The 20,169-nt window shown below is 34.4% G+C and carries 22 protein-coding genes; 15 read left to right on the top strand and 7 right to left on the bottom strand.

The window, feature by feature from the left end:
- The first annotated feature begins 75 nt into the window (after positions 1-75).
- From C7D53_RS21205 to C7D53_RS05425, 3 genes are read left to right on the top strand one after another with little or no spacing between them, the layout of a single operon-like run.
- A complete protein-coding gene (locus tag C7D53_RS21205; protein ID WP_262497853.1) occupies positions 76-207 on the top strand; it encodes a hypothetical protein in 132 nt (43 codons plus the stop codon).
- Positions 208-1,236, top strand: a complete 1,029-nt coding sequence (locus C7D53_RS05430; protein ID WP_106915342.1) for a glycoside hydrolase family 130 protein — start codon at positions 208-210, stop codon at positions 1,234-1,236.
- Positions 1,237-1,279: 43 nt separating this feature from the next.
- A complete protein-coding gene (locus C7D53_RS05425; RefSeq protein WP_106915341.1) occupies positions 1,280-3,547 on the top strand; it encodes a glycosyltransferase in 2,268 nt (755 codons plus the stop codon).
- Positions 3,548-3,598: 51 nt separating this feature from the next.
- On the opposite strand, the gene C7D53_RS05420 is transcribed toward C7D53_RS05425, so the two are convergent.
- Positions 3,599-4,696: a calcium:proton antiporter gene (locus C7D53_RS05420; protein ID WP_106915340.1), complete on the bottom strand. Its 1,098-nt coding sequence runs from the start codon at positions 4,694-4,696 to the stop codon at positions 3,599-3,601.
- Positions 4,697-5,100: 404 nt separating this feature from the next.
- Between C7D53_RS05420 and C7D53_RS05415 the strand changes: the two genes are divergently transcribed.
- From C7D53_RS05415 to C7D53_RS05395, 5 genes are all read left to right on the top strand, one after another.
- On the top strand, positions 5,101-5,319 hold the full coding sequence (locus C7D53_RS05415; RefSeq protein ID WP_106915339.1) for a hypothetical protein: 219 nt from the start codon (positions 5,101-5,103) through the stop codon (positions 5,317-5,319).
- Between the two features lie 138 nt (positions 5,320-5,457).
- Complete coding sequence (locus tag C7D53_RS05410; RefSeq protein ID WP_106915338.1) at positions 5,458-5,796, top strand: cupin domain-containing protein; 339 nt, start codon at positions 5,458-5,460, stop codon at positions 5,794-5,796.
- Positions 5,789-6,019 (top strand): hypothetical protein, encoded by a 231-nt coding sequence (locus tag C7D53_RS05405; protein WP_106915337.1) that lies wholly within the window; start codon positions 5,789-5,791, stop codon positions 6,017-6,019. The genes C7D53_RS05410 and C7D53_RS05405 overlap by 8 nt, the downstream gene beginning before the upstream one ends.
- Entirely contained in the window at positions 6,006-6,827 is an 822-nt protein-coding gene (locus C7D53_RS05400; RefSeq protein WP_106915336.1) for a hypothetical protein, read from the top strand. The genes C7D53_RS05405 and C7D53_RS05400 overlap by 14 nt, the downstream gene beginning before the upstream one ends.
- Before the next feature lie 39 nt (positions 6,828-6,866).
- Positions 6,867-7,130 carry a heme oxygenase gene (locus C7D53_RS05395; protein WP_106915335.1) on the top strand — a complete coding sequence of 88 codons (264 nt, stop codon included), beginning with the start codon at positions 6,867-6,869 and terminating at the stop codon, positions 7,128-7,130.
- A 174-nt stretch (positions 7,131-7,304) separates the two neighbouring features.
- Here the strand turns inward: C7D53_RS05395 and C7D53_RS05390 are convergent, their stop codons facing one another.
- Complete coding sequence (locus C7D53_RS05390) at positions 7,305-7,853, bottom strand: GNAT family N-acetyltransferase (protein WP_106915334.1); 549 nt, start codon at positions 7,851-7,853, stop codon at positions 7,305-7,307.
- Between the two features lie 146 nt (positions 7,854-7,999).
- Between C7D53_RS05390 and C7D53_RS05385 the strand changes: the two genes are divergently transcribed.
- Complete coding sequence (locus tag C7D53_RS05385; RefSeq protein ID WP_106915333.1) at positions 8,000-8,572, top strand: YciE/YciF ferroxidase family protein; 573 nt, start codon at positions 8,000-8,002, stop codon at positions 8,570-8,572.
- Between the two features lie 134 nt (positions 8,573-8,706).
- Here C7D53_RS05385 and C7D53_RS05380 read toward each other — a convergent pair whose 3' ends face one another.
- Positions 8,707-9,276: a hypothetical protein gene (locus tag C7D53_RS05380; RefSeq protein ID WP_106915332.1), complete on the bottom strand. Its 570-nt coding sequence runs from the start codon at positions 9,274-9,276 to the stop codon at positions 8,707-8,709.
- Between the two features lie 506 nt (positions 9,277-9,782).
- Here C7D53_RS05380 and C7D53_RS05375 point away from each other — a divergent pair.
- Positions 9,783-10,064 carry a helix-turn-helix domain-containing protein gene (locus tag C7D53_RS05375; RefSeq protein WP_106915331.1) on the top strand — a complete coding sequence of 94 codons (282 nt, stop codon included), beginning with the start codon at positions 9,783-9,785 and terminating at the stop codon, positions 10,062-10,064.
- 148 nt (positions 10,065-10,212) lie between these two features.
- On the opposite strand, the gene C7D53_RS05370 is transcribed toward C7D53_RS05375, so the two are convergent.
- A complete protein-coding gene (locus C7D53_RS05370; RefSeq protein WP_106915330.1) occupies positions 10,213-10,878 on the bottom strand; it encodes an RloB family protein in 666 nt (221 codons plus the stop codon).
- A gap of 4 nt (positions 10,879-10,882) precedes the next feature.
- Entirely contained in the window at positions 10,883-12,256 is a 1,374-nt protein-coding gene (locus C7D53_RS05365) for an AAA family ATPase (RefSeq protein WP_106915329.1), read from the bottom strand.
- Between the two features lie 582 nt (positions 12,257-12,838).
- Between C7D53_RS05365 and C7D53_RS05355 the strand changes: the two genes are divergently transcribed.
- From C7D53_RS05355 to C7D53_RS05335, 5 genes are all read left to right on the top strand, one after another.
- Positions 12,839-13,306 (top strand): hypothetical protein, encoded by a 468-nt coding sequence (locus C7D53_RS05355; RefSeq protein WP_106915327.1) that lies wholly within the window; start codon positions 12,839-12,841, stop codon positions 13,304-13,306.
- 237 nt (positions 13,307-13,543) lie between these two features.
- Positions 13,544-13,996: a GNAT family N-acetyltransferase gene (locus C7D53_RS05350; protein WP_106915326.1), complete on the top strand. Its 453-nt coding sequence runs from the start codon at positions 13,544-13,546 to the stop codon at positions 13,994-13,996.
- 163 nt (positions 13,997-14,159) lie between these two features.
- Entirely contained in the window at positions 14,160-14,840 is a 681-nt protein-coding gene (locus tag C7D53_RS05345) for a hypothetical protein (RefSeq protein WP_106915325.1), read from the top strand.
- An 817-nt stretch (positions 14,841-15,657) separates the two neighbouring features.
- Positions 15,658-16,950 (top strand): hypothetical protein, encoded by a 1,293-nt coding sequence (locus C7D53_RS05340; RefSeq protein ID WP_162926089.1) that lies wholly within the window; start codon positions 15,658-15,660, stop codon positions 16,948-16,950.
- 18 nt (positions 16,951-16,968) lie between these two features.
- A complete protein-coding gene (locus C7D53_RS05335; protein WP_106915323.1) occupies positions 16,969-17,517 on the top strand; it encodes a DUF6705 family protein in 549 nt (182 codons plus the stop codon).
- A 149-nt stretch (positions 17,518-17,666) separates the two neighbouring features.
- Here C7D53_RS05335 and C7D53_RS05330 read toward each other — a convergent pair whose 3' ends face one another.
- Positions 17,667-18,077, bottom strand: coding sequence for a 5-fold beta-flower protein (locus C7D53_RS05330; RefSeq protein ID WP_106915322.1), 411 nt, complete (start codon positions 18,075-18,077; stop codon positions 17,667-17,669).
- Positions 18,078-18,237: 160 nt separating this feature from the next.
- On the bottom strand, positions 18,238-20,037 hold the full coding sequence (locus C7D53_RS05325) for an RCC1 domain-containing protein (protein ID WP_106915321.1): 1,800 nt from the start codon (positions 20,035-20,037) through the stop codon (positions 18,238-18,240).
- Between the last annotated feature and the right edge of the window lie 132 nt (positions 20,038-20,169).

Genomic DNA, 20,169 nt, shown 5'->3' with positions numbered 1-20,169 from the left:
TAACAAATTAAAAGACTATTACAAAGCCTTCCTTTTTTAATCATCGAAATTTACAGTTAACAAAAATATTTCACAATGTCAAAAGAAAAAGACGGAAAAAAGAAATCGGACAAAACACCCCCCTCAAAATCTGCAAAAGAAAAGCGAGAAGATAAAATAAACAAAAGAAAAGATAAAGAAAACGAAGGCCGAAATGCCGGAACCTAAATGGTAACTATAAAAAAAGAAGGAATTATACTCAGGAAAACCACACTGGATTTTGAGAGTGAAGGGGTTTTGAACCCTGCTGTTATTCAGGATAATGGCAAGATACATGTGTTTTACAGAGCAGTAGCAAAGAATAATTTCTCCAGCATAGGACATTGCATACTATCAGATTATAAGACTCTAGAAATCAGGTTTGAGACCCCTATTATCATCCCGGAGTTTGCATACGAAAAACAGGGTGTTGAAGATCCAAGAATTGTAAAAATTGATGATTTATTCTACCTTACCTATACCAGTTATGACGGGATGAATGCATTAGGAACATTAGCTACCTCTAAAGACCTGAAATCATGGCAAAAAGCAGGAATAATTGTTCCTAGAATTTCCTATAAAAACTTCAAGCTTTTATCCGAAACCCAAGGAACAATAGCAGAGAAATACAAACGGTTCAATGAACTTCCACCAAGTCATAAAGACAATAAGGATGTATTTCTATGGGATAAAAATGTAGCTTTCTTTCCAAGAAGAATAAACGGTAAATTGTACTTTCTTCATCGTATAAGACCGGATATTCAGCTTGTAGGTATAGAAAATATGGAAGACCTGAATCCTGATTTTTGGAAAGATTATCTTCTAAACTTCAAAGATCATATCCTGTTATCTCCAAAGTATGATCACGAGTTAAGCTATATCGGCGGCGGATGCCCACCAATTGAAACCGAGTATGGTTGGCTAATGATATATCATGGCGTTCATGATACCATTGAGGGATATGTTTACAGTGCATGTGCTGCTTTATTGGAGCTTAACAATCCCGAAAAAGAAATCTCAAGACTACCCTATCCTCTATTCAAGCCTGAGGAAAAATGGGAATTGAAAGGTGAGGTCAATAATGTTTGCTTCCCAACAGGAACAGCTGCAGACGGTGATACCCTCTATATTTATTACGGGGCCGCAGACAAAAGAATTGCTGTTGCCTCTTTAAGTATCTCAGAATTATTGAAAGAGCTACTGCAATACGCATCATAACGGGCCATCAATTAGAAGTATCAGATTTTAAAATAAAACTAAAATGAATAAGAATATAAATTCAGACGTGGAGGAAAGGATAAAAAGACGATCTGCTCAAAACAAAAAAAACACAATTTATTATAGACCTGAGATTGTCTTCATCAGTACTTTTCCTCCTAAGGTGTGTGGTATTGCAACGTATTGTCAGGACTTGGTAAGATCTCTTCAGCTAAAGTTTAAAGAATCATTTAAAATAATTATTTGTCCTATGGAAACCGAGGATGAAAATTATCAGTACACAGAAAAGATTGAATATAGCCTTAATACATCAGATGCAATATCTTATTTGGAACTGGCTGATAAGATCAATAAAAATGACAATATCCAGCTTGTTATGCTCCAGCATGAGTTTGGCTTTTTTAATGAAACCCAAAATGGATTATCTCTTTTTCTTCAGAGCTTAAAGAAAGATATCATCATCACTTTTCATACTGTTCTGCCAAAACCGGATCAGAAATTAAAAGAAAAAGTAATAGAAATCAGCAGATTATCCCGATCTATTATTGTAATGACCGGTATTTCTTCGGAAATCTTATCCAATGACTACGATATTCCTTCTGATAAAATTACCGTAATACCCCATGGTACCCATTTATTGCCGTTTATTGATAAAATTTCGTTGAAAACAAAGTACGGCCTTAAGGATAAAAAGGTTCTTTCAACATTTGGCCTGCTAGGTTCTGGTAAAAACATTGAAACAACTTTAGAAGCATTGCCTGAAATCATTTCCAAAAATCCGGATGTGATGTTTTTGATTATTGGAAAGACGCATCCTACTATTATAAAAAATGAAGGTGAAAAGTATCGGGATTTTTTGCAGGAGACCATTAAAAGGCTTCATTTGGAAAAACATACCTGCTTTATTAATCAGTATTTACCTCTGGATGAGCTATTAGATTACCTCCAGCTTACCAATGTGTATCTTTTTACTTCAAAGGACAGAAATCAGGCTGTAAGCGGTACTTTTTCCTATGCTATCAGCTGTGGATGTCCCATTGTTTCAACGCCTATTCCGCATGCTCTGGAGGTATTAAAAGAAGACACCGGTATTATCATTGATTTTGAAGCTCCGGAACAACTCGCAGCAGCTGTGAACAGCTTATTGAAAAATGAGAATATACAGGAAAAACTACGATCAAAAAGCCTGGAAAAAATGGCTCCGACAGCCTGGGAAAATTCTTCCATTTTACATGCATTATTATTTCAGCAGCACAGCAGAAATAAAATAAAGTTAAATTATACCTTACCTATCATCAATCTTAGCCATATCAAAAATATGACAACAGATTTTGGAATGATTCAGTTTTCTAAAATCAACAAACCAGATATAGATTCGGGGTATACGTTAGACGATAATGCCCGTGCCATGATTGTTGTTTGTAGGCATTATGAATTAATCAGAGATGAATCAGATCTTGAATTGATTTCAACTTACCTGAATGCCATTAAGTTTTGCCAACAAGCTGATGGAAATTTTCTCAACTATGTGGATCAGCATAAAAAATTTGCACAGCAGAATTATGAAACCAACCTTGAAGATTCCAACGGAAGAGCCCTCTGGTCATTAGGTTACTTACTTTCACTAAAGGAAATTTTACCGCAACAGTTTTCTGATGAAGCAGAAGAAATCATACAAAAAAGTCTTCCCTCTCTGGAAAAAATCCACTCCACAAGAGCCATGGCTTTTATTATAAAGGGATTGCATTATCAAAATGCTGAAAAAAATATTCCCTTATTAAAAAAACTGGCCAACCGATTGGTAAAAATGTATCAGCATGAAAAGCATAATGACTGGCATTGGTTTGAAAGCTACCTGACCTATGGCAACAGCTTATTACCCGAAGCTTTATTATGTGCATGGATCACCACTAAAGAAGATATTTATAAACAAACTGCAAATGAGTCTTTTCAATTTCTGCTTTCTAAAATATTTATCAAAGGAAATATCCGGGTAATATCTAACAAAGGATGGCTTCAAAAAGAAACCGTAAAAAACCGTGAAACAATTGGCGGAGAACAACCCATTGACGTTGCTTATACAATCTTGGCATTATCTACATTCTACAAGGTCTTTAAGGACGAAAAATACTTCGACATGATGAAAACTGCCTTTAGTTGGTTTCTAGGCAAGAATCATTTACATCAAATAATATATAATCCTGCAACAGGAGGATGCTATGACGGACTTGAGGAAAAGAATGTGAACCTTAACCAGGGAGCCGAATCTACAGTTAGCTATCTTATGGCTAGGCTTTGCTTCCCAAAATAACTGCTAAATTAGAACACAAATGGTTTAATTTGATATTTGAAGAAGTAAGATCTAAGGTACGATTGTAATAAAAAGGTAAATTAAAAATATGGCAATAAGAACAAACCCCTGCATAATATTAGTTTTCCCCGTTGCCAGTGAAACTGTAATAATAAAAAGAGACAGCCCCAAAAGTATGGTCGATTTGATATCTATTCCTAATGACATTCTTATCCCTGTTATTACAGATATAATGGCAATGGCAGGAATGCTGAGCCCAATACTTGCCAAAGCAGAACCAAACGCCAGATTTAAGGAGGTTTGAATCTGATCACTTTTTGCAGCTCGGAATGCGGCCAAACCCTCCGGAAGAAGTACGATACCGGCAATAATTATCCCCACCAAAGACCTTGGTGCACCTGCTGATACCACAATATGCTCAACATCTTTCGAAAGAAGCTTTGCCAGTAAAACAACCACCCCTAAACATAAAATTAACAATATACAACTGATATACAACTCTTTTTTGGAAGATTTTTCAGGATCATCATGTTCAGATTCCTTTCCCGACAGTTTATTTTGTGGAGATATGAAAAAGCTTCGGTGCCTAAGCGTCTGAATCATTGTAAAGCCCAGATAAAGTCCCAAAGAAATCAGTGCAATAAAAAGCAACTGAAATGAAGTATACTCACCTCCGAGATGGCTTACCGTATAATTGGGCAGGATCAGTACAAAGATAATCACAGATGTAAGGGTAATTAACGCTGTGCTTACTCCCTGCAGTGTAAAGCTTTGTTCCCTGTATCTTAAAGATCCTATTACAATGCAGCTTCCGATAATACCGTTAAGGATAATCATTACTGCTGCAAAAACAGTATCTCTGGCAAGGGTAATGGTTTCTAAACCTTTGGCACCCATCATAATGGAAATAATTAATCCTACTTCTATTACCGTAATGGCAAAGGCAAGAAGTAAGGTTCCAAAAGGTTCACCCAAACGGTGAGCAATGACTTCCGAATGATAAACTGCAGCAAGAACACTTCCCATTAGAAACAAGGCAAGAATAGCAGAATAATAACCTGATGCAAAAACAGGGTTTCCAAAATAAAAGAGCCATGACAAAATGGGAACCAAAAATGTCCACATTCCTAAATATTTTTTTGTATTCATAAAAAACAATAATAATTTTTGTACAGTTGAAATCCTTTTTAGAGAAAATCAACCGGTTTATACTTCCATTGTGAAGAGAGCTTTTATCAAGGGTTTGAAGCTGTTAATAGATGGGTTTAGCGGAAATATCAAATAATGAAAAGAAGTAAATACGTCTGAACTTAAAACTCATATTGCCTGTTCAAAACAGTAAAGTAGCAAGGTACAAATTATCAATCACTTATCAGAATTATATGAGGCCCATTTTTCTTTTTATAGGAATAACTGAGCCTCAGAAAAAAAGAATCTGAAAGATTTTTAAAAGGTGTGATATGTGCAATATTAAAATAATAATCTATAATACAATGCACTATAAAAGAACCACCTTTGTATAGTAACAATTAAGTTATACCAAAATCCACATTATGGACACAAACCACAACAAAGGTGACAAATCTTTCAAAATTACGGAAGACTGGACTACACAGTCAAAGCAACTGAAAGAGAAATTTTCAACATTAACGGATTACGATCTAAAGCTTGAAGAAGGTAAAGAAAAAGAAATGCTTGAAAGAATTGGAAACAGGTTAAGAAAAAACCGTGAAGAAGTTCTCAATATCATTAAAGAAATTAATCTTTCATAAACTGTTTTCAGATACAGTTAGAATCTGTGAAAAAGTATATTTATCAAAGGTTTTTTAACTGGAACAGGGATAGAAAATGGCAGTTCTATCCCTTTTGTATACACTACCACTACTCTTTTTACCATTAAACTAAATGTGATGAATCATAAAGAACTTGAGAAATCAAAAGTATATATTACCAGTCATATTGTAGAGTATATTTCAAATTCTGTTGTCAGCAGAACAATATTGGAAAAACTAACCGGTAATATCAGTGCCTTATCTTTTGATGAAGGAGAAGGGCTATCAGAAAAAATTTCCCCTTTTGATGCTGTTGTGCAAGTCATTGAGGGTAAAGCAGAAATAATTATAGATGGTGGATCTTATTTTCTGGAAGACGGAGAATCTATCATTCTTCCAGCCCACAAGCCCAATTCTATAAAAGGGAATAAACGCTTTAAAATGATTCTAACAATAATAAAAAGCGGCTATGAATAAAATGAACAACATATCAAGCTTAACAAGGAAAATATTCAAAACCACTGTAGAAATTCAAAAAAAATTTCCGGAACTGTATGAGCTTTTAGACGAAACCCCTTTATTTTTTTCTGCAAAGGAAAAAAATATTACCATTAAGGATCTGAGACAATACCTCATTTCATTAAGAGTACAACAAAAATCCTTTGAAAAAGAGACCCTAAAAAAACATGATATACACTAAAGCTCTAATGAGAAAACCGAATAAACATCCAAAGAGCAGGTTTCAGCTTAGAAGTAAAAAAAATACTTCAAGAAGAACTTATTACTCTCAGTTTGTCTCCTTATTCTATATCAGGAATGCCAATGTTACCTTAGAAAAAGATGCAACAGAAATTCTTAGAATGCTAAAGGAACTACAGAATCTTAATAACAAATCCAGATTGGTATTCAGTACGCACTGCAGCTTAAGCAAACATAATCTGTGGCAGTCTGTTTTAGTCAATATAAGCGATAACATACATTATATTAAACTCCAGTTTGAGTATATGCTGGGGAATATTATTACCAAAAATAAAATTAATTTATCCATATTCTGGCAGCAAAACAAAGTCTATATTAATGATATGGAAGAGAACCATGAAAAACTAATCCAACTGGCTAATCATCTGTTACCGGAAGAAGAAAGATTATCTTGGAAAACATCCATAAGTACCTTTCATGATGAAATGTTTTCTTTGCTCATCCCGCTTATAAGTATTTGCAGGCTTGAAGCAGATTTTATAAAAAAATATACCCCGAAAATATCCAACAGAATCACAATGGATATTATCCAGAATATCCCGAAAGATTACAACTTAAAAGAGGCAAGAGAATATGAGCAGGAATATTTGAATATACTAACAGATTACAGCCATGAATTCAGTAAAAAAAGTAACTTTTGGGGCAGCTTATTAAATATACTTTCAGGAGGTATGTACAGGTTACCGTCAGAGCATACCATGATTAAAAGATGGGTTACCGGAAAAATGAAAGATAAATTCCCCAAATAACCCTTTGTCTAAACCTACAACTTATCATCAGCTTATCCTATGAAAACAGTACACCTTTTCCAGTTCAAAAATTCCATTTTCCGCAACACCCCTTTTTTTAAAGAAGAAGACAGGCTGAAAGCTGATCTTAAGGAATTCGATTTAATAGATATTGAGATAGTCACAGAATATATCGTTAAAGCACAGGACGATTTTATCTTTGAAAATACATCTATCGATCTTCTTTTATCTATGTGCAAAAAAGCTCAAAAAACAATTGAACATTACTTTGTGGCAAAACTTAATGGATATGATATGATCTGAAAAAATCATTGTGAATAGTTTTCTACAAAACCATAAACATGTATAGAACACAGACTCCTTTTGAATATTGGAGTTGTATGGAAAGACTCCAAAAAATCCCCCTAATAAAAACAGCACCATTGAAATTAATGGCGCTGCTTTATTTATCTATTATTAATTATTCTACATTGATATTTACTTATTCAATATCGAGTAAATGATTGTATCAAGAAATTGTCCGTTGTAGAATTCATTTTCCTTAAAATGTCCTTCCTTGATAAAGTTACACTTCTCCAATACTTTGGCTGAAGCCACATTGTCCGGATCAATTACAGCTTCTATAGAATGCAGGTTCATTGTAGAGAATGCGTAATTGACAACTTTAGCAATAGCCTCGGTAACATACCCTTTCCCTTGATAATCCGGAAGCAGCATATAACCAATTTCAGCCCGATAGTGTTCTGGTTTTATATGATAATATCCTATAGTGCCAATCATTTTGGGGTTATCCTTTAAGGTAATTGCCCAATTAATCATCTCATTACCGGTAATTTTTTCATCCATTATTTTGAGATGCTCTGCGGCCTCTTCAAGGTCTGTGGCTAAAGGTCTGGGAATATATTTCATTATATCCGGATCAGAACGCATGGCAAACAATTCATTAATGTCATTTACATCAGCGCGTCTGAGTTTCAGTCTGTCCGTTTCAAGTTCCGGAAATACTGAAAAATTGATTTCAAGCATATTAGTTTTATAAAGAAGTAAAAATAGAAATTTCACCTATAATCTGCTATAAAAATTTAAATTTTCCACAAACCAGGAGATCACCCCAAAAAACAAGGTGGTCTTATAATTGTACTTATTAAAGAAACAACATTAAATATAATAGTATGGCCACTAAAACATTAACAAAAAAAGCAGAACCCAAAAAATCGGCACCACCCAAAATAACTTCAAAAACACCTGCTAAAAAAAATGCAGCAAAAGAACTAAAGGATTTATTTGAAGATTCATTAAAAGACATTTATTGGGCAGAAAAAGCACTGGTAAAATCATTACCGAAAATGCAGAAAAATGCAACCGATAAAAAGCTTAAGGCAGCCATTGAAAACCATATCATGGAAACCATTGTTCACGTAAAAAGGCTTGAAGAATGCTTCAAGTCATTGAAAAAAAGAGCTCAGGCAAAAAAATGTGATGCCATGCAGGGTCTTTTGGATGAGGGTAAAAGTATTTTGGAAGAAACAAAACCAGGTGCCGTGAGAGATGCCGGTATTATAGCAGCAGCACAGAAAGTAGAACATTATGAAATTGCTACCTACGGAACACTGGCTGCCTACGCCAAAGTATTAAAAGAAGAGGTATGCCTCAAAAACTTTCTGGCAACGCTTAACGAGGAGAAGAAATGTAATAATCTCCTGACAAAAGTAGCGGATACCAGACTTAACAGCAAAGCATTATAGCAATATATATTATTTGTAAGATGAAAAAGAGATCCAATTGGGTCTCTTTCTCATTTAAAGATGATTGCTCAATAAAAAACCGTTGAGTCATAGTGCCTATTGCAGCTTATTTTATTACTTTTTAGCTACTTGTACTATTCTTTCCCTTTTCTTTCAAGAATAAGATGGGCGGCATCCAGCATTTTAGTGAGGTGAATGTAAGGGCTCACAATATTCCTTTCCGGAAGATGGTCATGTACTCCCATTGAGAAATAGACAATACCCGACATAAAATAATCAAACTCCTTGATGCTGTATTCTCTGAAAGCCTTTTTGAAGACCAGCAGAGGGTTTTGATATTCTTTCTCAGAAAGCAAGCCGAGAAGAGATGGGGAAACAGGTTCCAAAGGGGCATTCATACTCCGCTTCTTTTTCTTTAAATAAATAAGATAGCTTGCCCGTACAAACGACCGTATAGACTGGTGAAACTGAAAAACAACGGATGGATCCTCATTGATCCAGCTATTTCTCTTTACCGCGTAGTTCATAATGTTGTTGAGTCTTTTCTTGGAAGCTGTAAGGTCATGAAACTGAAAGAAGGTCTCCATCAGCTGCAATCCTGAGCGTTTCTTATCCCCTGCCCAAAAGCTGGTTTCAAAGGTGGTTATCATTTTTTTCATGGGATTGTAGGATTGTGTTTTTGTAATAGTTCTTTTTTTCATCATGCTTGATTTGTTTTCTGTTAAAAATTTTTACTGGCTGTAAAGGAGGAAGCCCAAAAAATGCTGAACCTCCTACCCATACGAAGCTAAAAATAATATGACAAAATTGTGTTTTCCTGAAAAGCCTAAGGCCGCAATGGATTGTACACCCCATTGTAACATCTCATGATACTTAATGTAGAAAACAGGCTTAGAAAAGATAATTGTAGAAAAGCAGAACAGCATGAAAATAAAACGGCATGGAACTCTACAATATCCGATCTGAGGTACTGGTATACCCTGCAACAGATAAGAGAGCCCACGCCTAGGTCGTGAGCTTCCTGCTTATCGTCTCGTTGCTTTAAAGTACCAGTTTTCAGATCGAGATTCTAAGCAATAGCTTCTATATTTTTTTGAAGTATCGCAAAGCTACTTTATTGTAACTTATTTTACAAATGTAGTAAAAAAAAACAAAAAGGATACATATAAGTATCCTAAATTTTAACTTCAAACTTAGAATTTTACAGTTAATGAATGAAATCGAACTTAATAACTGTAAAAAAGCTCTTGGTTATAGAATTTCTGAACTGAGAAAGAAAATTATAAATTCTGAAACGAATAAGCCTATTTCTCAAGAAGAACTAGGCTTAAGAACTGGACATGCAAAAAAAACAATAGGAGAATTAGAAAGAGGTAATACTAATCCCCGATATGACACTCTACTTATAATCAGCAAAGAACTCAATGTTACAGTACAAGAGCTCTTTGATTTTGATATGAAAAAATACATCAAACTAGCAAGTAAACAATGATTTAATTCAGAATTTACTTATTTATACTTTACAGTTATAATATAAATATTTTGGTAAAATGACCTCTACTTGGTGTATTAATTCAATTTACAACATGAAGATATAATCCGGAATTATCTCTAAATTATAGAATCAGATTGTTATAAATTTATTTCTTTAGCAATTTTTCAATTAACTTATACACATGTGTACCTAAATTCTTTGGATATGATTCTCCAGCAATATCAATATTTTTAGCTCTTTCAATAGCGATTTCTGTTAGTGGTAAATATTTCGCTGGGTTCGGATTTTTATTATAACCAATACCTTGTAACCCTCCTAAAACAATATCTATATGATTCTTTTTTTTAGTGACTGATTCATTTTTAAACAATTTCTCCATTTCAGTATCACTAAAAGTTTTCAGATCTTTAAAATGAAGAATTAGCCAAATTTCAAAACATGGATTACTCATCGCTAGAAAAAAATTGGACTCTTTTTTACATTCTAAAGATAATTTTTCTAAATCAATCTTATGAATCGTTTCCCAGTCGTCTCTATCAATTATAAGCCAAAATTCATCTGTATCTCTAAAAGGAAATTCACTTTTGGCATTTTTAAGCAACTTCTTAACGCTTAAGGGATCAGTACCTGAGTTCTTTGCTCTTTTTAAAGGTACTATTTCAATAATACCTGAATCATTAAAGTATTCTGACTTTCTAAAACTATTAAAATATTTTACTTCTGTTTTTTCCCCTTCAAAAGATAAAACGAAAAGCTTTTCAGCTTCTAAAAACCCGCCCTTTCTAATTAATGGTATTGCTTCTCTAGGCATAATTTTAATTTTTTGGTAAGACCGTTAGATTATCTCGATTTCCAAATTTTGGTACACCTTTATATCTACCAAACAGATAATCTTTCCTTATTTCCTTGTCAAATCTAACACTATAGTCTTCTAAAGAATAAAGCCTACTAGCACCATTCATATCTTTGAAGACAAACCAAATTTCATCCTTTCGTAGAAGCTTTTGCGTCAAAAGAGTAGACTCGTGACTTGCAACAATTATTTGACTATTAACATTCTTGCATTTAGATAAGAAAAAGTCAAAAAGGTCATATATTAAATTTGGATGAAGACTTCTTTCTATTTCGTCAATAACAAAAACGTTATCACCTTTAAAAAAATCTATTATTAATGGTATTAAATCCATAATACGTCTAGTACCATCTGACTCGTCTTTCAAATCAAATAGCTCATAACCACCACCTATTTTTTTGTGTTTTGTCTTTAGAACTTGTGCCTTTAAAATCCCATTTTTTGTAATTGAGATAGCATAGTACTTATCCTCCTGAACATTTGAAATGAACGCATTTCTTTTCTCAGACTTCTCACTCAATAAATCATTCTCAATATCCTTAATTATACTATCTGGTACATCTATCTTATCAATTTCAACATCCTTGAATTCAATACCATCAATACCTGTATCAAAGTAGTCCAACATTTCAGTAAAAAGTAGATTAAGATTTATGTCATCTAGTAATTCAAACTTTTTCCCAATACTTTTGGAATTTGGAAAAATTACTGTTAATGCATTTTGAAACCAGTCAATAACATTTAATAAATCATTTATATCTGTAACATTTTCTTTAACCTTTCTTGACCTAATTTCAGTTAAAAAAAGTTGGTTTTTAGGAGTTCCCTTTGCAATAAATTCTAAAAATTGTTTGTCATCAGCTTTCTTATTTTTGTTTAAAATAGCTAACAAATCATATTCATTTTCATCATTTTTATCTCTAGAAAAAATTTTCTTTTCAGATTTCTTGGAAATTTCAAACAACCATTCTTCAACAATCTCTTTAGAATTAAAAATAAAACCGTAAGCATAATTTTTATTCTTATGTTGAATTTCGTATTCTATTCTCGAATTTGTTTCAACATTATTTACATCTAGTTTAAAAGCATTAAAATCAATAATATCATCTATACTACTCCCTTTTAAAATCAATTGTTTTCCAAACTCAATGGCTTTAATCAAATTTGTTTTTCCAGATGCATTGGCTCCATACAAAACTGCCGTTTTAAGAGTTGCAATACCCCCAACCTGTTTAGTTTTATGATGAGATTTTAAAGTTCCTTTTCCAGGCAATAATGAGAAAAAAACTCTTTCATTAAATGACCGAAAATTTTCAATATTAAATCTAATTAACATATTTGTAAATAATTATTACTCAAATGTAGTGAAAAAATCACATCTTCAATGTGTTTTTTTTAAAAAATTACATCTTCAATATGTGATTTTTAGTATATAAACATTAATATTGCTTGAAATAACTTTCAATATTTAATTATAATTTATTATTAGAGTTTTGGCAGAGCCCATTGAATTAAACCTCAGAGTGTCTAGACATTATTTAAACACAAAATATTAAAAACCATTAGAAAAATAATAAAGATCAATGTATTTGTTAATATCTGAGGTTCATTATAAATTGTAGAATTACTAAAACTTATCTTTAGAAAATAAATTATTCTACCTGTTTATTTTATATTAGCTGTTAGGGGAAATCAATCATTAATGACCTTAAATTTTCTAACTATGCAAGACATCAAAAAAAATACTGAAATCATTTTTTTCCATCCTACTCTCCGAATCTTCCTGCCTTTAGTGTATATGAAAGATTATTTTAAAATATTGTTCAAAATCAGGAAATTTTGTGCAGCAGGGATTAAAAAAAACAGCATCTTTCAAAAGAAACTTCTAAATATTCCGTTTAATTGTTAAATTTGGCTAATGCGAAAGAATCTTTATCTCATCATCATATCATTGTCACTTACCAGTTGCTATACTTATCAGGTAAAAAAACCGGTAGATCCTGCTGCTAGCAATCAGCAGGGGCCCAAAAAGAATGCAGCAGTTAATAATGCTTCTGCACAAATGAAAAGCACAACAGCAGACTCCCAAATACCGAACGCACAACCAGCGCCTATTCCAGTCAATATTCAGGATAAGCTGGCTCCTAATAAAAATGTCAAAATTGACGTGAATGGGAAGTCTTATAAAGTAATCGTGGACCGTTGGGAAAGCGACAGTCTGGTTGCTCACCCTGTTCATCAACCTAAAAAGATTCTGAAATTCCATAAGAACCAGATCAATGCCGATAAAATTGCAGAAAAACGCTTTTCTCAGCCTATAGCTGATATTCTCACAGTAACGGCTTATGCAGGAATTGGTGCTTTAATCTGGTATCTTGTTCACTAGTTTTATCACTTTTCTGTTCATTATAGAGTCTATTTTATTCTTAAAAACGTCATGCCTTTCGGGGTATAGAAAATAATGACCTGCTTCACGCTCTCCGAAGTCTCCTGATTTCGGAGATCTTATTTCCCATCAACAATACCAAAAGCAATACTTGAAAAAATGAAATTTCAATATCTAGGTAAAGCAAAATTATTATGATGAATTTTGCTGTATCTTTATGCTACTTAACCAATAGCCATGAAAATCATTCAGTACACCAAAATTTACAGAAAAGATTGTATCGAAATCTTTAAGAGTAATATACCCAAGTTTTTTGCACCGGAAGAGTTACCGCTCTTTGAAAGCTTTCTGGATGATGATACCGAAGAAAACTACTTTGTAGTAAAAATGGATGGTCCGGTAATAGGATGTGGCGGTTTCTTTTTAAATGCCCAAAACAATGTTGCAGGATTATCCTGGGGAATGGTACACTCCAATTACCACGGAAAAGGAATTGGAAGAGCCTTAACCCAATATAGAATTGACTTGTTAAAACAAAACTACCCAACCCTGCCCTACAAAATTGAAACCTCACAGCATACCGCAGAGTTTTATCAAAAGAATGGTTTTAAAACGGTAGAGATTATACCGGACGGTTTTGGTAAAGGAATAGACAAATACACTATGATCATGGAAGTCATACAGCCATAACCCGTTCCTTGAACTCTCTGAATTCTCCCGACTTCTGAGATTTTATCTCGCAGGCATAACAAAAACATTATTTGAAAAAACAGACAGAGATTAGCAAAAGGCTGATGTATTTACCTATATTTGAGCATTATCGGAAATTATAGAACACCATAACACCTACCCCATGAAAATAAAATTGAGCTATCTGTTTATTGTCCTATATACCCTTGCAAGCTGTCAGGAAAAAACAATTGTTAATGACCTGAAATTCTCTAACTATAAAGGGCACCCCAAAAAAATTACGGAGATCGTCACTTTTGCCAATCAGAACTTTGATAAAAGCATTTCATATTACGACAAAGATGGTTTTCTTACAAAAGTTGAATCCTATAATAGCATCAATAATGAGTTTCCGGACAAAAGAGAGCTCAGTGATATTCTTATCTATGATGTAAAGAATAAAGCCAAACGTTCTTTCAAAACGATGAATGCTGAAAACAAAGAAGTAGGTGCTACAGGCTATTTTGAGAAAGTTTCCGATATGCTGTATAGAAGAGTTTCAAATGTGGATACACCTCCTATATCACTCAACAAATTATTATATCTGGACCCAAATAACTACCTTATAAAGACAGAAGAAACCGGAAACTTTAATGGAAAAACCATTCATAATATCATTATTTACACCTATACCAATGGTGCAAAAAGTGGACTGGTTTTTGAGGATGCAGCCAATCACAAAAAAAACAAGCTCACCTATAAAAATATAAAGTCCGATCCACAGGGTAATTTTCTTTATGAAGAATTAGTGGATGATCAGGGAACTTTACAGCTAAAAACAGAAAGAGAGTTTGAATATTATTAATTGGCTTTCTACAGGCAAGAGTTTAGCAAAATAATGCATTCAAGGCTTATTTAAAAACCATAAAATTCATTAAAACCAGCCCTACAAGAGCTGTAAGCCGTTCCAAAGTGCCGCCTGATAACACTACAACTATCTCAAGCTTCTTCCCAACTGCCGATAACTAGTTGAAGAACTGCAAATACCCACTTATCCAATGGGTGGAAGCATTTGTATAAATGCCTCGGGATACTTCCCAAACTAATTTCAGGCCGTTCCAAAGTGCTTCTCGGCAATTCCACAACTATCTAGAGGTTCTTCCCAACTGCCAATAACCAGTTGAGGAACCACAAATACCCCCTTACCCAAGGGGGTAGAACCAGTTGTATAAGCGGCTAGAGACACTTCCCTAACCCCCTAGAGGGTCTTCTTAACGGCCTATACCCCCTTAGGCAAGGGGGTAGAACCGGTTGCATAAGGGGCTAAAGGTACTTGCCCAACGGGCTCCAGCCCCTTATTCAGAGGGTATCACCCCTTATCATAGTCCCTGGAGAGGGTTATGGAACGGGGTGCAGGAAGAGATGATGAAAGGACTAGCTTCATAAACACGAAAAAAACTAAAGAAAAACAGCCATTCAAGTTAATTTCATGGGAAGATTTTATCCCTGCTAACTGCCCTGTAAAGTAGGTACAACATGTACACACTTGCAGATATGTTGCAGATTCTCTTTCCATACGGATTTCCGTAAGGAGGTAACGCATTAATTATTTATTTTAGCCCGTGTTAAAAAAATCACACAAAAAAGAATTAATTGTTATATTTACCAAAAAACAAATGCTTATGAAGAAAAATTTAGTCTACGGGCTTTTAGCGCTCGCCACATTATCTATTTCACTCAATTCCTGCAGAACAGATGAGATGCTGACAGGCACAGAGCAAGCACAAAAGGAAAAAATTGCCTTTTTTGAGCGCTTTGAAAAGGAAAGAAGTCTTTCCAAAAATGCAGAATCCAACAACTACGCACTCCCCTTTGCCAACTCCATGCTGGCCTACTTCAGCAATTATCCGGAAAAGAAAACCGAACTGGAAAACAAATATGGAACCGTGGATCTTAGTGTTTCCTCCCAGAACATGGATCTGGAGAATGGAAGAAAGCTATTAATGTTCCCCATGCTTACAGACGGAAAGGTAACCGCAGTAATAGGCGGTGTGATAAATGAAGAAAGGGATTTTCTTTACTTTGATGTATACAAGGACAATCACCCTGACCGTTCTTTCCTGATAAAGACCTTCCAAAATCATTATAGCGCCAAGACGGTTTCACGTAATGACAGTAACAATCCCATCAACGTAGGATATGTTATCATTATTGTCAAGAAACCACAGCTTACCAAGCCTGACCCGTTTGATGATCCGGGAGGTAACGGTGGGCACGACATGGGTGGCGGAAATGGCGACTTTACCGATGGGGGTAGCGGTGGGAGCAACCCGAATACACCCAATACTACAAATCCTTGTGAGAAAATGAAAGAGCAGAACCAAAACACAGAATTTAAAGCAAAGGTTGCAGAAATTGATAAGAAAGAAATATTTGATAAGGATAAGGAAACTGGTTTTTCTGCAGCTTATGGACAACCAAAAACAAATTATGAACCTTTGTCAAATAATAATGACAATTTAAAATTTCCACATGGAAATAAGTACTATGGATATATGCACGCTCATTTGGATAGTAAAGATGGGATAGTGAGAATATTTTCACCCGCCGATATTTTTACATTCCTTACCACTTGTGTAAGAAATGCTGAGACAAAAGGATCAATGACTGATGCATATGGCATGGTTATTACATCACAAGGTAATTATATAATAAAATATTCAGGTAATGGAAGTTTCGGTATTGGTCCAGGCACATTATCCAGTTGGCAGAGCTGGTATGATGACAAATTTACAGAATTAAATGACTCAAAAGGATTAACTCAAGATAATGTTGAGAAATTGTTTACTCAATTCATGGATGAAAAAGTAAAAATAGATGGATTGGAAGTCTACAAAAGTGATAAATCAACTGGAAATACAACCAAACTAAAATATGATAAAAATACTAAATCTGTGGTTCAAACACCTTGTTAATAAATAAATATTAAAATTATGAATTACAAATATTTAATTATACTTTTTTTTGTTGGCATTATCAATAATGCACAAACATTACCTTTAAGAACCTATACGGATATTCCTGAAAATGCTTATTTAAAAGATACCAATAATGAATTACAATATTATGAGGGCACTTGGAAAGGCACTTGGGATAACAAAACTGTTTTCATTACATTTAAAAAGGTTACAAATCAATATAATGATAATTTAAAATACTTTAAAGATTACATAATAGGTAAGTTCAAAGTTGTAGATAATAATGGAATTATATTGTTTGATAATACCAATGTTACTGATAATTTCGCAAAAATACGAGGAAGTAGAATCAGAAAAATAGATGATAAATACTCTTTAATATATAATGATTTTGATCTTTGTAATACTTCAGGTAATATTATTATCAATTTCATTGATACTTCCAAAACACAGCTTACGTGGAAAATGGCTTATGGGAGTAATATGATAACCATCGAATGTCCATATTACAACACTCAAGTTCCTGAAGCTTTACCTAAGGATATTATTCTAACCAAACAATAAGTAAAATTTCAAACACATAAAAAAGCGCTCAAATTGAGCGCTTTTTGCAATTTTTAAATCCAGCATAACACCTTCAATACTGAGTTATAATAAACAGAATTTGTTGATTATTGTAGAAATCAAAATAACCTATTTTGAAGCAATGATGATCATTCTAATTTAAAAAAGAAATACACTACCGCTGCCCATTCTTTTTTGATTCCTCTGGCATAGCCAATCGTACTGCGACTACTATTTTCTACCGTTCCATCATCTTTGATGTACCCAATGGTTGAACGGCTGCTATTTTCTACTGTTCCGTTTTTTTTAACATACCCAACTGTAGAACGGTTTTGATTTTCTATGGTCCCGTCACTTTTGATGTAGCCGATTGTTGAGCGATTTTTATTCTCGATCGTTCCATCTGACTTGATGTATCCTACCGTAGAGCGGTTGCTGTTTTCAATTGTTCCGTCTGATTTAATATAGCCTGTGGTGCTGCGGCTTCCCGATTCTATAATTTGTGCATTTATAACAGAAAGGCTGAATAGAAGGAAGCAAATAGCTGTTATTTTTTTCATGGGTTTAAATTGTAAGGGGTTATTGTTTTTTGGTTCACCTAATGTATTCAAAAATATTGATTAGTTTTTAAAGAATAGCGCCACTTATTCTTTAAGTGGCGCTATTTTGAAAGATTTCAAATTTCAAGAGATCTTATCTATTGTATTAAAACAGTAATGTTTATCGCTTAATCACTTTTACCGTTTTCACGAAGTCATTCGCTGCATTTACTTTAACTAAGTAAACTCCTGAAGTGAAAGCAGAACAATCAATTGTTCCTTTAGTATCATTGATTGCTTTCGTAAGTACCAGCTGCCCTGCTGCATTGTAAACCGTTACCGAAAGAATCTTTTGATCAAAAGAAACCGTTACGTAATCCTGTACCGGATTTGGATATACTTTCAGCTGATCTGTCTTTGTTAAAACTTCATCCACTGCTAAACTCTCCGTGGTGCAGGCAATAGGAACGAGTTCTGCTCTTTCAGCAAGGGTACCGTCCCCTAAGCTCCCTCCCTCATTCTTTCCACATGCTTTCAAAAAGCCATCATTATTTATAACGAAAGTATGAGAACCTCCCGCAGAAACAATATTATAATCGTTAGTATTTCCTACAGAAACCCAGTTTGGAATAGCTATGGACGTACTGTTACCTAGCTGTCCAAAATAATTTTGGCCACAAGCAAATATACTTCCGGATGTTTTTATCCCTACAGTATGATACCATCCTCCATCAACACTTTGAACCTGATCAGCTACAGCAGTAGGTATTAATTTTTTTGTAAAGGTTCCATTACCAAGCTGACCCTCTTCATTTCCTCCCCAAGTGTAAAGTATTCCATTAGTATTTATTGCAGCACAATGGTAGTAACCCGTAGCAATACTTTTCCAATTAGTTTCTGTTCCTATTTGTGTAGGTACATGCTTACCGTCGGATGTTCCATTACCCAGCTGTCCATAATAATTCCAACCCCAAGACCAAAGGGTACCATCAGTTTTTATGGCCACAGAAAAATCATTACCCGCAGCAATACTTTTCCAATTGGTTTCTGTTCCTATTTGTGTAGGTACAGTTTTATTGACTATTGTCCCATCTCCCAGTTGCCCTAAAAAATTACGTCCCCATGCCCAAAGGGTACCATCAGTTTTTATGGCTAATGTATGCGCCTCCCCCACGGCAATATCTGCCCAATCTGTAGCAATTCCTATTTGTGTGGGTATATTTTTGGCAACCGTAGTTCCGTCACCTAATTGACTTAAGAAATTCGCTCCCCATCCCCAGAGTGTTCCATCAGTCTTTATGGCAAAAGAAATATACTTTGCTGCTGCTATTTTCTGCCAATTCGAACTCGATCCTATTTGTTTTGGAGTACTTCTGCTTACAGTGGTCCCATCCCCCAATTCTCCTAGAGGATTAAAACCCCAGGTCCAAAGTGTCCCATCTGTTTTTATTCCTAAGGAATGAAGAAAACCAGCGTTTATTTTTTGCCAGCAACCCGCAGGAGGAAGAGTAATAAAAGATCCTCCTGGAATCCAACTGCTTTGGTCGGATCCACAATTAGATGATACCCACCAGTAGTAGGTGGTGTTAGGTAATAAATTGGTTGCATTAGCTGTTGTAGAAACAGTATTCCCATTTGCGCTTCCTATCGTTGGGCTAGTCCCGTAGCTATATACATATCCTCCATTCGGTGCCGTTGATGATGGCAACCAGTTAAGGGTAGCCGTGGTAGAAGTGACATTGGAAGTATACAACTGGCTTGGAGGATTGCAATTTGTAAGATGAGTATCAGGAGTAAGTATTTTACTTTGAATAGAAGCATCATCGTTTTTAATGTAACCGAATGTGGAACGGCTGTTGTCTTCAATCATAACGGCTGATTTGATATATTCCTCTGTATTACGACTTCCTGATTCTATAGTTTTAGCACTTACAACGGAAAGATTGAAAAGCAGGAAACAAATGGCTGCTATTTTTTTCATGGATTTAAATTTTAATAGGTTATTGTTTTTACCTCATTTGAGGTATTCAAAAATATTAATTAGTTTTTAAAGAATAGCGCCACTTAAAAAATAAGTGACGCTATGTTTAAAGATTTCAAATCTCAAGAAATC

The sequence above is a fragment of the Chryseobacterium aurantiacum genome (assembly GCF_003020585.1).
GTDB lineage: Bacteria > Bacteroidota > Bacteroidia > Flavobacteriales > Weeksellaceae > Chryseobacterium > Chryseobacterium aurantiacum.
The sequence above is the reverse complement of the archived record's forward strand: the minus strand, read 5'-3'. Positions and strand labels throughout refer to the sequence as shown.

Bases quoted from the DNA above. Each gene is read 5' to 3' on its own strand.
- C7D53_RS21205 (WP_262497853.1), top strand. From the start codon at position 76: ATGTCAAAAGAAAAAGACGGAAAAAAGAAATCGGACAAAACACCCCCC.
- C7D53_RS05430 (WP_106915342.1), top strand. From the start codon at position 208: ATGGTAACTATAAAAAAAGAAGGAATTATACTCAGGAAAACCACACTG.
- C7D53_RS05425 (WP_106915341.1), top strand. From the start codon at position 1,280: ATGAATAAGAATATAAATTCAGACGTGGAGGAAAGGATAAAAAGACGA.
- C7D53_RS05420 (WP_106915340.1), bottom strand. From the start codon at position 4,696: ATGAATACAAAAAAATATTTAGGAATGTGGACATTTTTGGTTCCCATT.
- C7D53_RS05415 (WP_106915339.1), top strand. From the start codon at position 5,101: ATGGACACAAACCACAACAAAGGTGACAAATCTTTCAAAATTACGGAA.
- C7D53_RS05410 (WP_106915338.1), top strand. From the start codon at position 5,458: ATGAATCATAAAGAACTTGAGAAATCAAAAGTATATATTACCAGTCAT.
- C7D53_RS05405 (WP_106915337.1), top strand. From the start codon at position 5,789: ATGAATAAAATGAACAACATATCAAGCTTAACAAGGAAAATATTCAAA.
- C7D53_RS05400 (WP_106915336.1), top strand. From the start codon at position 6,006: ATGATATACACTAAAGCTCTAATGAGAAAACCGAATAAACATCCAAAG.
- C7D53_RS05395 (WP_106915335.1), top strand. From the start codon at position 6,867: ATGAAAACAGTACACCTTTTCCAGTTCAAAAATTCCATTTTCCGCAAC.
- C7D53_RS05390 (WP_106915334.1), bottom strand. From the start codon at position 7,853: ATGCTTGAAATCAATTTTTCAGTATTTCCGGAACTTGAAACGGACAGA.
- C7D53_RS05385 (WP_106915333.1), top strand. From the start codon at position 8,000: ATGGCCACTAAAACATTAACAAAAAAAGCAGAACCCAAAAAATCGGCA.
- C7D53_RS05380 (WP_106915332.1), bottom strand. From the start codon at position 9,276: ATGATGAAAAAAAGAACTATTACAAAAACACAATCCTACAATCCCATG.
- C7D53_RS05375 (WP_106915331.1), top strand. From the start codon at position 9,783: ATGAATGAAATCGAACTTAATAACTGTAAAAAAGCTCTTGGTTATAGA.
- C7D53_RS05370 (WP_106915330.1), bottom strand. From the start codon at position 10,878: ATGCCTAGAGAAGCAATACCATTAATTAGAAAGGGCGGGTTTTTAGAA.
- C7D53_RS05365 (WP_106915329.1), bottom strand. From the start codon at position 12,256: ATGTTAATTAGATTTAATATTGAAAATTTTCGGTCATTTAATGAAAGA.
- C7D53_RS05355 (WP_106915327.1), top strand. From the start codon at position 12,839: ATGCGAAAGAATCTTTATCTCATCATCATATCATTGTCACTTACCAGT.
- C7D53_RS05350 (WP_106915326.1), top strand. From the start codon at position 13,544: ATGAAAATCATTCAGTACACCAAAATTTACAGAAAAGATTGTATCGAA.
- C7D53_RS05345 (WP_106915325.1), top strand. From the start codon at position 14,160: ATGAAAATAAAATTGAGCTATCTGTTTATTGTCCTATATACCCTTGCA.
- C7D53_RS05340 (WP_162926089.1), top strand. From the start codon at position 15,658: ATGAAGAAAAATTTAGTCTACGGGCTTTTAGCGCTCGCCACATTATCT.
- C7D53_RS05335 (WP_106915323.1), top strand. From the start codon at position 16,969: ATGAATTACAAATATTTAATTATACTTTTTTTTGTTGGCATTATCAAT.
- C7D53_RS05330 (WP_106915322.1), bottom strand. From the start codon at position 18,077: ATGAAAAAAATAACAGCTATTTGCTTCCTTCTATTCAGCCTTTCTGTT.
- C7D53_RS05325 (WP_106915321.1), bottom strand. From the start codon at position 20,037: ATGAAAAAAATAGCAGCCATTTGTTTCCTGCTTTTCAATCTTTCCGTT.